Here is a 13,347-nt window from a genome sequence, read left to right as displayed (position 1 = left end):
CGGGGTGTGCAGAGAAGATGTTGCGAGGGCAATGGCGTGAGGGGCCAGGCCCCTCACGCCGGTACATCAGGTGATGTCGGCCGGGATCGGCGCGTCCAGGCCCATGGCGTGCAGGCGGGCGTAATAACCGTTTTGCGCCAGCAGTTCGCCGTGGGTACCACGCTCGACAATCCGGCCATCGTCCATCACCAGGATCAGGTCGGCCTTCTCGATGGTCGACAGGCGGTGGGCGATCACCAGGGTCGTGCGGCCTTGCATGACCTTGTCCAGGGCTGCCTGGATATGGCGCTCCGACTCGGTATCCAGCGCCGAAGTCGCCTCGTCGAGGATCAGCAGCGGAGCGTTCTTGAGCAAGGCCCGGGCAATTGCCAGGCGCTGGCGTTGGCCACCGGACAGCAGCACGCCGTTTTCGCCGACCTGGGTATCGAAGCCTTTGGGCAACTGATCGATGAAGTCCTTGGCATAGGCATCGGCCGCCGCCGCCTCGACATCGGCCCGCGGTGCGCCGGCCAGGTCACCGTAAGCGATGTTGTTGGTCACGGTGTCGCTAAACAGGGTCACGTGCTGAGTCACCTGGGCGATGTGCCGACGCAGGTTGAGCAGGCGATAGTCTTCGATTTCCACGCCATCCAGCAGAATCTCACCGCTCTCGTGGTGATAGAAACGCGGGATCAGGCTGGCCAGGGTCGACTTGCCGCTACCCGAACGGCCCACCAGGGCAACCATCTGCCCGGGCTCTGCGGTAAAGGTGATGTCCTTGAGCACATGGCGATCGGTGCCCGGGTAGGTGAAGTTCAGGTTGCGCACTTCCAGGCGGCCGCTGACCTTGTCACGCTCAATGGTGCCGCGATCGATTTCCACATCTTCGTCCAACTGCTCGAAAATGCTTTCGGCACCGGCCACGCCCTTCTGGATGGTCGAGCTGACTTCAGAGAGCTGACGAATCGGCTTGGGCAACAGGCCGGCCAACGTGATGTAGGCCACCATGTCACCTGCAGAAGCATCACCGCGAAGGTACAAAACCAGGAACATCAGCACCGCCATGGCGCTGTAGATCACCAGTTGCAGCGCCGGCGTGTAGATCGCGCCGGTACGGGTCATGCGCAGTTGCTTGTTGGTGTTGCTCAGGCTGGCCTTGAGGAAGCGCTTCTGCTCATATACCTCACCACCGAAGCTGCGCACTACCCGGTAGCCCTGGATGGTTTCCGAGGCAACGTGGGTGACGTCACCCATTGCAACCTGGATCTTCTTGCTCTGCTTGCGGAATTTCTTGCTCGCGGTGCTGACCATCACAGCAATCAACGGCAGGATCGCGATCATCACCAGGGTCAGGCGCCAGTTCATATACAGCAGCGAGGCGAACAGGAAGATCACCGTCATGCCTTCGCGAATCACTACCTTGATGGCATCGGTCGCCGCACCGGTGACCATGGTCACGTTGAAGGTGATGCGGGAAATCAGGTGCCCGGAGTTGTGATTGTCGAAATAGCGATTCGGCAAGGTCAGCAGGTTGTTGAACAGTTGCACCCGCAGGTCATGCACCAGGCCCAGGGAAACCTTGGCCAGCAGGTAGTTGCCCAGGAACGAGCCGAGGCCCTGCCACGCAGCGATCAGGATGATCAGCAGCGGCACGGCCTGCAGCAGTTGCAGGTCCCGCAGACCAGGTACCGTGGGGAACAACACCGCTTCAGGGTTGGACAGGCCGTCGACAAAGTACTTGAGGATGTAGCCCAGCATTGGCTGGGTCGATGCGAAAATCAGAAAGCCGACGATACTCAGCGCGAACAAGCCGGCATAAGGCTTAACGTAGCTGAGCAGGCGGAAGTATATTTTCAAGCTCGAAGGGCTTGCGCTCGGACTGGAGTCGGTCATATCACGCGGCGGTTTTGAAAAAGGAGGCTGACTTTAGCACAGCTTCTCTGTTGTACTTGCACGCAGCACAACCGCGGCCCCGTTGGATCCAACGGGCGACATTGTATAGCCACTACTTTAGTATGGTCGGCTTTCTTTATTTTGGAACGGCTTTTCTGTATGCAATCCAAGCGTCTCACCTATGGCTCAAACCGCGTTTTCGACTTCCTCTGTCTGTGGATTCTGCCCATCGGCTTGTTGCTGCTCCTGAGCTCGCTGTTCTTCGTCACCAATCGAAACGTACTGCACAGGTTCTACTACCTGCTCTTCGCCGCGCCGACACTGTTGCTGTTGTGCCTGCGCCCGACCGAACTCAAGCAGATACTGCGCGAGCCCCTGGCGATTGCCTTCCTGGTTTTCTCGGGCTGGGCGCTCACCAGCCTGCTCTGGAGCCCTGAGGCCACGACAGATTCCGACCTGTTCAAGCGGCCACCGAATACCTTCACGCTGTTTGCCGGTTTCGGCCTGTTGCTGCATTACCGCAACGAACTGTTCAAACCGATCTTCTTCTGCGCTGCGCTGATTGCGCTGGTCTCCAGTGCCTGCAGCCTGGTGGCTTTTGCTCCCCACTTCGCAGAGGGCGCGCGAATGATCGGCGGGCGTGGGGCTCTTGATAATGCGCTACTGAGCTCTCACGTATTCGGATTCTTCTGCGTCTACTGGCTGTACGTATGCATGACCACCAAGCGTGCGCACGTACTCTGGTTCAGCGTTCCGGCACTGGCAATCATGGCCGCTGCAGTGCTGGCCACCGGCTCGAGAACGCCGCTGGTTGCCCTGGTCCTCGCCGTACTCTGGATGAGTTTCACCACTCGCAATCGGCGCGCGGCCCTGCTGATCGCCTGTATGACGCTGGGGGCTGCGGCGCTTCTGCTGCTCTATCCCGAACTGATCACCAATCGTGGCAGCTCGTTCCGCTTCGAAATCTGGGGCATGTCGCTTGAGCGTATCGCCGAACACCCCTGGATCGGCCACAGCTACGACTCAGAGCTGTACCTGACGCTTGCCGACGGCTATCAGCTGCGCGAGCCCCACAGCTTTGCTCTGGGTGTGCTGTATTACGTCGGCATCATCGGCTTCATCCCGTGGGCCTTCATGCTCGGCTGGGGCCTGTACAAAAGCCTCAAGGAACGTGCACAGCCGTTGTTCATCCTGGCCTCCTCCCTGCTGGCCTACGGTATCGGTGCCGGCCTGACCGAAGGCGGCGGCATTCTCTCGCGGCCAAAAGAACACTGGTTTCTGCTGTGGATCCCGCTGGCACTGATCGCCGGCCTGAGCATCGCGCAGCGTCGCCGCAGCCTGCTGCGCATGCCGGTTCAACGCCTGAAACCTCAAGACTTCGAACAGCTGTGCGCCAACGCCCACGTGATCGAAGCCGATGGCCTGGGGCCCAAGGTCCTGCGTCTGGAGGATGGCAGCTTCCTCAAGCTGTTCCGCCCTCGTCGCTGGTACACCTCCGGCAGTTTCAATCCCTATTCGGAGCGCTTTGCCAGCAACAGTGAGCAACTGCGTGCATTGGGGATTCCATCACCGGTCATCCTCAATCTCTACCAGTTAAAGGATGCCAGCAGCGCCGTACGTTATCAGCCGCTGCCCGGCCTGACCCTGCGCCAGGCCCTGCAAAGCCTGGACAGCAGCCTGCGGGAATCGTTGATTGAGCGTTTCGGCCGGTTCATGGCCCAGCTTCACGAGCGCGGCGTGTACTTCCGCTCCCTGCATTTGGGCAACGTGCTGTTGATGGATGACGGCGAGTTCGGCCTGATTGACGTGGCCGACATGCGCATCTACCCGTCAGCCCTGCGCAACGCCCTGCGCCAGCGCAACCTGCGGCACATGCAGCGTTATCCACAGGATCGCAACTGGTTGTTCGAAACCCATTTCGAGCAATTGGCCAAGGGCTATGCCTCGGTTGCCTCGCCAAGTGCCACGGCGAAGATCCGTGAACAGGTGCTGAAGCTCAATAGTCCGGTCGCGCAGGTCGCTGGCCCGGCCAAGTGATGGTGTGAACCGCTGAGGTTCCAAGCCCCTGGCCATTGCGCTATACGCAATGGCCAGGCCAAAGCCCTATGAGCTGCGCTGCGGCGCCAGATACAGCCGCACCAACCCACGCAGGGTCTTGCGTCCCCAGAACTTCAAGGGAATCTGCTTGAGGATCTCCCGCGCCAGCGGCCGGTCGCGGTCGGCGGTCTTGAGGAACATCGAGTTCAGGAAGTTGTAGCGAACCTGATCGTAGGCCGGATGATCGCTGAACAACCCGTAAGTCTTGAGGATGTTCTGGATCATATAGCGGTGATTCTTGTACGTATTGGTCGCGTGCTGGCGATAGCGCGCCATCACCACGTTCAATACGTCGATGGTGTAGCCGGCGTGGGTGATCTTCAACTCGATCAACAAGTCTTCCAGCGGAATCAGCGGATCGAATCCGCCGACCTCTTCCAGCGCCTGCCGACGGATCATCAGGGTCGGTGCCGGCGGAAACGGCTTGCGGTCCAGGAACAGGTCATCGAAATCCAGGCTGCGAAACGGCAAATCGCGGCGCTGCTTCTTCTCCGGGTACGGCTTGCCGTCACCATCGATCAACTCGATATTGCCGGCACAGATGCCCACCTTCGGTTTGCCTTCCATGTAGGCAACCTGAGTGGCAATACGCTCCGGTAGCATGATGTCATCGGAACCGAATGGCGCGATCAGGCTGCCTTTGGCGCGAGCGATGGCGCCATTCAGGGTGTTGGTCAGGCCCTGGTTCTGCTGAACCTGGAAATCAAACCCGTGCTCGGCCTGCAAGCGCTGGATGCGTTCCACGCTGTCATCCTTGGAACCGTCGTCCACCACCAGTAATTCGATATTGGCGTAGGTCTGGCCAAGCACACTGAGGATGCTCTGCTCGATGTACGGCCCGTGGTTGTAGGAGGCGATGATCACGGTGACGAGAGGTTGCTGCAGACTCATGCTTTACCTACTTCACGCAGACCGGTTTCGATCAGGTTCAAATACTTGTGCCGGAACTCGTCCAGGGTGTGGTTTTCTTCCAGGTAGCGGAACACTTGCTCGCCCTTGGCACGCAACTGCTCGTCGCTCAACGCCAGGTAAGTGTCCAGCGCCGCCGACAGTTGCTCGACGTTGCCCGGGTCATGGGACAGGCCGCCTGCACCTTCCACCAACGGCAACATTGCCGGGCCGTTGGAGGCGATGACCGGCAAATGGCCGCTCATGCCTTCCAGCAGCGCCAGGCCCAGACCCTCGAACAGCGACGGCATGGTCCAGATGTCGAAACCGCGCACGTACTTCATGCCATCTTCGCGAAAGCCCAGCAGGTGTGCACGGCCGGTCAGGCCCAGGCGCTCGATGTCGGCGCGCAGGTCTGCTTCGGCGCGGCCAGAGCCGATGATGCCCACCTGAGCCTCAGGGTATTTGTCCTTGAGGGTGGCGAAGGCTTGCAGCAAATGGGTGTGCCCCTTGATCGGCACCAGGCGGCCCAGGGCGCCAATCATCCGCGCATCCAGCGGCAGGCCCAGGGCCTTGCGCGCTTCATCCCGCGGCAACTGCAAGGCTTCGGCCTGGGGAATGTCGATGGCATTGGTGACGAAGGTGGTGTTTTCACGGGTGAACCCACAGTTGAGGTCCACCAGGTAATCCCTGACCGCTGCCGACACCCCGACAAATCGCCACGCCGGGCTGACCCACTTCTGGGTCTGGCGGCGGCGGTAGCCACGGGCGTACTCGCCGAAACCGTGGGAGATGCCGATGCACAAGGGAATCTTCAACCAGCGGTTGAGGGACAGCATCATGTTGACCGACTTGAAGCGGTTACAGATGACCACGTCGAATTTCTGCTCGCGGCAATATTTGTAGATCTGCCACATGGCGCCGAAACGGATGCCCTTGAGGGACTTTTCCGGCAGCTCGAAGTAATGGGAGTGTTCAGCCACGCTCAGGGGCTGGCCGGGCAGCGGACGGCCGCTGAGGAACCCGGATGTGACCTCGAAACGTTCAGCCGGCAAGGCCTTGACGATCTGCTCGCCGAGGTCGGCAAAGTCGTGGGTCTTGACGTTGTAGTCCGGCTGTAACTGCAAAACCTTGAAACGAGGTTTCATAACTCTCCATGCTGCAATCTGGCTGCGGGCACGCAGCCCGGCGAAAAAGGGGCGGCAGGCCCTGCAAGCCTGCCTTCAATAAGGTCTCAATCCTGCTTTAAAACCCAGAGCAATTCATGGCGGCGCACCGCCTTGCGGAAGAATTCATTCTCTCCGTAAGGCGATGGACTACGGCCCGCCAATAATTGCTGCAACCACCTGCGCACGCGGCGCTTGAACGGCGCCCGCGGCTGCAAGTCGTGCATCATGCCCAGCGCCATGGCCTTGTCTTGCTGCTGGTTCAGCGTCAGCGGCAAGCTGCAAGGCACCAGTTCATGCGTGGCATCAAAGCGTGGCGGCAAGGCCACACCAGCGCCCGAGTCGCCCATGGGCCAACGATCATTATCATGCAGGTGGTTGGCGTAGCCGAGCAATGTACCCGGCTGCCACTCCAGGCCTTGCAAGGCTTCGAGGATCGCGGCGTGGGCGCAGATGTGATCCGGGTGCGGATCCAGCAGCGGCGTTGGCAACACGATGACCTGAGGGCGCGCCTTGAGCAGTAACGCCCGGAGGTCGGCAATCAGGTTTTTCCAGGTCGGGGCACCGTCCACATCCCCGGGCAAGGCCAGGGCATTGAACTGGCGAAACAGCCGCGTATCGTCCAACTGGGCTTCCCGGGAGGCCTGGGGCTGATCCGGCGCAGCCTGCATCGCCGGCAGTTGCATGCAGAAGTAGCCCAACTGCACGCACTGCGCCTCGGGTACGCCCGCCCAACGCGGCACGGTGACGCTGTCCCAGGCACGCAGGCGGCCTTTAAGCCGTGCGGCATCGGCCTTGGGCATGCCCATTTGTTGATAGTGATCGGCTTCGATTTCGCCCGCCGTCAGAGTGACGATCCAGCTCTCATCGGCTTGGCTGTAGAGGCTGAAGGCGGCCAGCTCGGCATCGTCGGCATGGGGCGCAATGACCATCACGCGCTGGTGACGGTAATCCGGCTGGCGGAACAACCACAGCGTCGGCTGCCCCTTGATCCGGCAGAAACGCCCGCGCAAGCGCAGTTTACCTCCGGACAGCGCTTCGCCCATGCCTGTCAGGTTGAGATAGCGCCGCCCTGCGACACCTCGCTCGAAGACTTGCCGGTCTGGTGCATCCAGGCCCGATACCTCCACCGCAGGATCGAAAAAACGCCCCAGCCACGAGCTTTTGAGCTCAACCCCTACGATCAGGGTTTCATCGCCCACCAAGGGCGTGTCCAACAGCAGGCGCCCTGCTTCAAGACGCAGCCCCGCGCACTCGCTCCCTTCAGGAAACGCGTACTCATAGTCGTCTTTAGGCGAGTAGAACAGATGGTCGGCAAACCAGGCTTCATGCGCGGCCCACAGCACCACCGCCAGCAGCAGCGGCAACCACCAGGCCACCAGCACACCGACGGCCACCAACAGCAAAAGTCCCACCAACAACGCAATACGCTTGTTGCGCCGATGCTGCTTGAGCAGTTGCTGTTTGCGACTCATACGCTGAACACCGGCACTGGATTACACCAGCGCTCCTTGTATTCACGATCGGAACGCCCGAAGGAGAAACGCAGCGGCTTGTCACTGGCCCGCGCTTGCTCCCAGGCACTTTGGGTATTCAGGAAGCTCAGCACGCTGCCAGGGCTGAATGCCTTGGTTTCCGGGTCGACACCACCGTTGACGTACTCGGCGCTGACCCATTCCGGCGCCTGCACCTGATACACCAGTTGCACGGCAATCGCAGCGTCATTGAGAAACAGCACCGAGCCGAACAGGAACTCCTTGAGCAGCTCCAGCACTTCGGCCAGACGTTCGGCCCCTGCGGCCGGGAAACCCCAGCGCCGCTGGAACAGGTCGCAATAAATCGCCGCCAGTTCGCTGCTGGAAAACTCGCTGACCGCCCGCACCACGCCGCCCGCCTCTTCCAGCAAACGCAGTTCGCGGCGCTGGTTGTAGCGAAACTTCTTCGACAGCTCTTCCGGCGTGCGCGCCATGGCCAACTGCTCGACCTGGGGCTTGAGGGTGCTTACGCGCCCCTCATTCAGTGCAGAGAGATAACGCGCGCGATGGCGCAATGGCACCTGCGCATCGGCGGCAATCGGCAGAATGATCTCGGCATTACCCAGATCAAACAGGCCTTTTTTGCCTTTGCGCTTGAGCACGTCCTTGGACAGGGCCAGGTCGCGCCCCCAGGTAGCAATTGCACCCTTCAGCTCGCCGTCCTGCTCCCAGCCCAGGTAACGCACCGGAATCTGCGCCAGGTGCGCCAGCCGCTCGACGATCTGCGGATGGGTTGCCACGCTGCCACCAAAACGCTGCCAGGCCTGGGCGTAAACCTCGGCCTCGACAGGCGTCCAGCCACGTTCACGCCAGCCCTGGAAGCGGTTCAGCATTTAAACCACAGCGTCATAAGGGTCCACGCCGTCCTTGACCACCAGGATGTCTTCCATGATCAAGTACTGCAGGTCGGAACCGAAGAACATGTTCAGCGCATCAGTCGGCGAGCAGATCATCGCTTCACCACGACGGTTGAGCGAGGTGTTCAGCGACACGCCGTTGCCGGTCAGCACTTCCAGCTCTTTCATCATGTCGTAGTAGCGCGGGTTGTATTCGCGCTTGAGCACCTGGGCACGGGAGGTACCATCTTCATGGACCACTTCCGGCACGCGGGTTTTCCACTCTTCCGACACTTCAAAGGTGAAGGTCATGAACGGCGCTGGGTGATCGACCTTGATCATCTGCGGCGCGACGGTGTCGAGCATCGACGGGCAGAAAGGCCTCCAACGCTCGCGGAACTTGATCTGGTGGTTGATCCGGTCAGCCACGCCGGTGGCGCTTGGGCAACCGATGATCGAACGACCGCCCAAGGCACGTGGGCCAAACTCCATGCGGCCCTGGAACCAGGCCACCGGGTTGCCGTCGACCATGATCTTGGCGATGCGTTTCGGGGTATTTTCGATCTGGCGCCATACCGGCTTGCTTGGGTGCTTGGCGCACGCGGCGATCACGTCTTCGTTGCTGTAAGACGGGCCGAGATAGACGTGTTCCATCTTCTCAACCGGTACGCCACGGGCGTGAGACACGTAGGCGGCTGCACCCACCGCAGTACCGGCATCGCCGGACGCCGGTTGCACGAACAGCTCCTTGACGTCGTCACGGGCGATGATCTTCTGGTTCAGCTTGACGTTCAGCGCACAGCCGCCGGCGAAGGCCAGCTTGCCGGTATCTTTAAGGATGTCGCCCAGGTAATGGTCGATCATCTGCAACGCCAGCTTCTCGAACAGCGCCTGCATGCTGGCCGCGTAGTGGATGTACGGCTCGTCGGCGATATCGCCTTCGCGCTTCGGACCCAGCCACTCGATCAGCTTCGGCGAGAAGTAGAACCCCTTGCCCTTCTCTTTGTAGCGACGCAGGCCGATGACGTTGGCGTAGTCGGTGTTGATCACCAGCTCGCCGTTTTCAAAGGACGCCAGGCGCGAGAAATCGTACTTGCTGGCATCGCCATACGGCGCCATGCCCATGACCTTGAACTCACCGTCGAGCATCTCGAAACCGAGGAACTCGGTGATCGCGCCATACAGGCCGCCGAGGGAGTCCGGATCGTAGAATTCCTTGATCTTGTGGATCTTGCCGTTTTCGCCGTAACCGAAGAAGGTGGTGGCGTACTCGCCCTTGCCGTCGATCCCGAGGATCGCGGTCTTCTCCTGGAAGCCCGAGCAGTGATAGGCGCTGGAGGCGTGGGCCAAGTGGTGTTCAACCGGTTCGATCTTGATTTTCTTCGGATCGAAACCCAGTTGCTCCAGGCACCAGACGATCTTGTTGCGGTAGCGCTTGTAGCGACGGTTGCCCATCAGGATCGCATCGAGGGCGCGGTCCGGGGCGTACCAGTAACGCTTGGCATAGTGCCAGCGGGCCTCGCCGAACAGGCTGATGGGAGCGAATGGGATCGCGACCACGTCAACGTCGGAAGGCTTGATACCGGCTTGTTCCAGGCAGAACTTCGCCGACTCGTAGGGCATGCGGTTCTTTGCATGTTTGTCGCGTACGAAGCGCTCTTCTTCGGCGGCAGCGATCAGCTTGCCGTCGATATACAAGGCTGCGGAAGGATCATGGCTAAGGGCGCCGGACAGGCCAAGAATCGTCAATGCCACAGGGGTCTAGCCTCTTTTAGTCTGCATGCAGGCGCGTCACGCCTGAAAAAAGTGTGCTCCCCGCCTGGGCGAGAAACAGCTAAAGGGCGGGATTATAGCGTAAACACGGCGCGGGATGATCTAGGGATTGTGGCGACCGGTTGTCACTGCAGGCCTAGCGGAATATCTCGATGCTGCCGTCCCTGTTCTGACGGTAGACCGTGTAGGGCAGCACAAGGGTGTCGAGCAAGCCGGAGCCCACGAGCTCGGCGGCGAAGATCGGCAGGGAGCCGGAGGCATCGCGGGTGTGCTCCTTGGTAGTGTCGGGAGCGCCATTCAATGTGCAAAAACCGTAGATCACCCCACTGTAGATACGCGGCACGTTTTCACAATAACTGCGCGATTCCTTGAGGTTCTGGCTGGCAACGGCGTCCGGGCGAAACACCGTGTTGATGGTGCCGCAACCGGTGGTGGATACCAGTACAGCGGCGAGAAGAAATCTGGTTGCAAGACTCACGGACAACTCCATTTGGCATAAGTGTGGGCATTCATCCCTGGCCCATACACCCCTACTGGATCCGCTTATGAACCCGGGCGCCAATAAATACTGATGTTGCCATCGGTACCTTGGCGATAAACCGTGTAGGGCAGGACCACTGTATCAACAATGCCCGAGACCGTTATATCCAATAGAACGAACGGCACCAGTATTCCAGTAGGGTCCGGCACGGCATGCAGCAGGCAGAAATCGAAGGCGACGCCACTGTAGACACGAGGAATCGACTGACAATAGGTTTTTTGCTTTCTGAGTTCACGCGCCGCTGCCGCATCCTCGCGCAATACCGTATTGGCCGTTCCACAGCCGCTCAACACAAGGATTCCAATGCTTAGCGCAGCAGTCATTTTTAGCGTCATGGCCAGCCCTCTGAATGGTCAGCAACGCTAACATCGGCCCTGTTCGTGCCCCAGACCCCGTGCACCGCCGCGCCATGTAGGAGGATTCCGAAATGGTAAAAGCTGGCTGAATCGTTAAACTCGCGCACTTTTGTGCGTCATGGATGCTGGTTTACTCATGAAAGTTGTTGCCCCCAAACGCTTCGCCCTGTTGCTTCCCGGCCTTCTGGGCCTGTGTAACGGCGCCCAGGCCGACGAGGCTCCGCTGGTCCTCGACCCCAGCGTGGTCACCGGCTCGCGCAGCGCCAGCCCGTCGTTTGACCTGCCTTATTCCGTGGACAGCATCAGCCGTGAGCAAATCAGCGACGGCCAACTGGGCATCAATGCCTCCGAAGCCTTGTCCCGAGTGCCTGGCCTGGTGGTTCAAAACCGCCAGAACTACGCCCAGGACTTGCAGATTTCCTCCCGTGGCTTCGGTGCCCGCTCGGCGTTTGGGGTGCGCGGTATCAAGCTGATCGCCGACGGCATCCCCGCCAGCACCCCGGACGGCCAGGGCCAGGCCGCCACGTTCAACCTCGACACCGCCGAGCGCATCGAAGTCCTGCGCGGCCCGGCCGCTACGCTCTATGGCAGCAATGCGGGCGGCGTAATCCAGATGTTTTCCCGCAACGGCGAAGGCCCGCCGCGCATCGGCGCCGAGACGCTGGTGGGCAGTGACGGCCTGAGCAAGAACCATCTGACCGCCGAAGGCGCGACAGACGGCGCAGGCTTTGTGCTGGACGCGTCACGCATGGACACCGACGGTTACCGCGACCACAGCAGCGCCCGCCGCGACCAGACCTTTGCCAAGCTCAATTTCGAGCCGGATGAAGACAGCAAACTGGCGCTGATCTACAGCAGCCTGGAACAGAACGGCACCCAGGATCCGCTGGGGCAGGCGTGGGATGCATACAAGGCTGACCCGCGCTCGGTCAGTACCGCAGCAGAGCTGTACAACACCCGCAAAAGCATCGACCACCAGCAACTGGGGATGAACTACGAGCGGTATTTTGGTGAAGCGACGCTGCAGGTGAATGCCTACACCGGGCGGCGGAGCGTGATTCAGTATTTGTCGATTCCCAAGGGAACGCCCGCCAACGAACGCGGCGGCGGCGTGGTGCAGTTCGACCGCAAGTTCTACGGCGGCTCCGTGCGCTGGATGCAACCGATCGACAGCGTGCCGGGCGAGCTGATGATCATCACCGGCCTGGATTTCGATCAGAGCGAAGACAGCCGCCACGGCTATCAGAACTACAGCGGCACTACCCTTGGCGTAAAAGGCCAGCTACGCCGGGATGAAATCGACACCGCCCGCAGCCTCGACCCCTACATCCAGGCCAACTGGGCCATCGACCGCTGGACCCTGCAAGCCGGGGTGCGCCACAGCACCATGGAACTGGACGTCGACGACCAGTTCCTGAGCAACGGCGACTCCAGCGGCAACAAGACCTACCAGAAGAACACGCCGTCCGTGAGCGTGATGTATGCCTTCACGCCCGAACTGCACGCCTACGTCAGTGCCGGCAAGGGTTTCGAGACGCCGACCCAGGCGGAACTGGCCTATGCACCAGGCAATATCGAAGGGTTCAACTTCGGCCTGAAGCCGTCTGAAAGCACGCAATATGAAGTGGGCCTGAAGGCACAGCTGAACGATACCCGAGTCAACGCCGCTGTCTTCCAGATCACCACCGAGGATGAGCTGGTGGTGGATCAATCGATCGGCGGCCGCACCAGCTACCAGAACGCAGGTCGCACCCTGCGTCGCGGCTTCGAACTGGGCATCGAAAGCCAGCTCAGCGAACAGTGGAGCACCAACATCGCCTACACCCGCCTGCAAGCCACCTACGACAGCGACTTCGTCGGCGGCGGCAAACCCGTGGACAAAGGCAACTACCTCCCCGGCGTACCGCAAACCACGCTATTCGCCGAACTCAACTGGAAACCTCGGGACTGGGTCAGCACCGCCCTGGAAGGCATGTACCGCAGCAAGGTCTACGTCGAAGACACCAACCAGCAGCACGCAGCACCGGGCTACAGCGTATTCAACTGGCGCGCGCGGTTTGAGCAGAAGGTGGAGCACTGGACCTTTCACCAGACCCTGCGCCTGGATAACTTGCTGGACCGCCAGTACGTAGGGTCGGTCATCGTCGGAGACGGCAACGGCCGCTATTACGAAGCAGCGCCGGGACGCTCGTGGTACGCCGGCGCAGGCGCCGAGTACACATTTTAGAAACTGACCATCGAACTTGTGGCGAGGGAGCTTGCTCCCGTTGGGCCGCGCAGCGG

General features: G+C 60.7%; 10 protein-coding genes. 2 read left to right on the top strand and 8 right to left on the bottom strand.

The window, feature by feature from the left end; translation table 11 throughout:
* Nucleotides 1-66: 66 nt before the first annotated feature.
* Nucleotides 67-1,872, bottom strand: a complete 1,806-nt coding sequence (gene msbA / locus NVB75_RS22530; protein ID WP_258343391.1) for a lipid A export permease/ATP-binding protein MsbA — start codon at nucleotides 1,870-1,872, stop codon at nucleotides 67-69.
* A gap of 159 nt (nucleotides 1,873-2,031) precedes the next feature.
* Between msbA and NVB75_RS22525 the strand changes: the two genes are divergently transcribed.
* Nucleotides 2,032-3,909: an O-antigen ligase family protein gene (locus NVB75_RS22525; RefSeq protein ID WP_258343390.1), complete on the top strand. Its 1,878-nt coding sequence runs from the start codon at nucleotides 2,032-2,034 to the stop codon at nucleotides 3,907-3,909.
* Nucleotides 3,910-3,975: 66 nt separating this feature from the next.
* Here NVB75_RS22525 and NVB75_RS22520 read toward each other — a convergent pair whose 3' ends face one another.
* The 7 genes from NVB75_RS22520 to NVB75_RS22490 all read right to left on the bottom strand — a co-directional run bounded on the left by NVB75_RS22520 (nucleotide 3,976) and on the right by NVB75_RS22490 (nucleotide 11,043).
* Nucleotides 3,976-4,860, bottom strand: a complete 885-nt coding sequence (locus NVB75_RS22520) for a glycosyltransferase (protein ID WP_177039701.1) — start codon at nucleotides 4,858-4,860, stop codon at nucleotides 3,976-3,978.
* Nucleotides 4,857-6,005 carry a glycosyltransferase family 4 protein gene (locus NVB75_RS22515; protein WP_258343388.1) on the bottom strand — a complete coding sequence of 383 codons (1,149 nt, stop codon included), beginning with the start codon at nucleotides 6,003-6,005 and terminating at the stop codon, nucleotides 4,857-4,859. Before NVB75_RS22515 ends, NVB75_RS22520 begins: the two co-directional genes overlap by 4 nt.
* A gap of 86 nt (nucleotides 6,006-6,091) precedes the next feature.
* On the bottom strand, nucleotides 6,092-7,498 hold the full coding sequence (locus NVB75_RS22510) for a PIG-L deacetylase family protein (RefSeq protein WP_258343387.1): 1,407 nt from the start codon (nucleotides 7,496-7,498) through the stop codon (nucleotides 6,092-6,094).
* Entirely contained in the window at nucleotides 7,495-8,391 is an 897-nt protein-coding gene (locus NVB75_RS22505; protein ID WP_258343386.1) for an antimicrobial resistance protein Mig-14, read from the bottom strand. The genes NVB75_RS22510 and NVB75_RS22505 overlap by 4 nt, the downstream gene beginning before the upstream one ends.
* Nucleotides 8,392-10,149, bottom strand: coding sequence for a carbamoyltransferase (locus tag NVB75_RS22500; protein WP_076015509.1), 1,758 nt, complete (start codon nucleotides 10,147-10,149; stop codon nucleotides 8,392-8,394). It abuts the gene before it with no gap.
* A gap of 154 nt (nucleotides 10,150-10,303) precedes the next feature.
* Nucleotides 10,304-10,657, bottom strand: a complete 354-nt coding sequence (locus NVB75_RS22495; protein WP_258343385.1) for a YceK/YidQ family lipoprotein — start codon at nucleotides 10,655-10,657, stop codon at nucleotides 10,304-10,306.
* Between the two features lie 53 nt (nucleotides 10,658-10,710).
* Nucleotides 10,711-11,043 (bottom strand): YceK/YidQ family lipoprotein, encoded by a 333-nt coding sequence (locus tag NVB75_RS22490; RefSeq protein ID WP_003209457.1) that lies wholly within the window; start codon nucleotides 11,041-11,043, stop codon nucleotides 10,711-10,713.
* 157 nt (nucleotides 11,044-11,200) lie between these two features.
* Between NVB75_RS22490 and NVB75_RS22485 the strand changes: the two genes are divergently transcribed.
* Nucleotides 11,201-13,291, top strand: coding sequence for a TonB-dependent receptor (locus NVB75_RS22485; protein ID WP_258343384.1), 2,091 nt, complete (start codon nucleotides 11,201-11,203; stop codon nucleotides 13,289-13,291).
* Nucleotides 13,292-13,347 lie beyond the last annotated feature (56 nt).

Origin of the sequence: Pseudomonas sp. CBS (assembly GCF_024734645.1) — a bacterium.
In the GTDB taxonomy this organism is placed as follows: domain Bacteria; phylum Pseudomonadota; class Gammaproteobacteria; order Pseudomonadales; family Pseudomonadaceae; genus Aquipseudomonas.
Note: the sequence above shows the minus strand (reverse complement) of the source record. Positions and strands in the feature narration are given on the sequence as shown.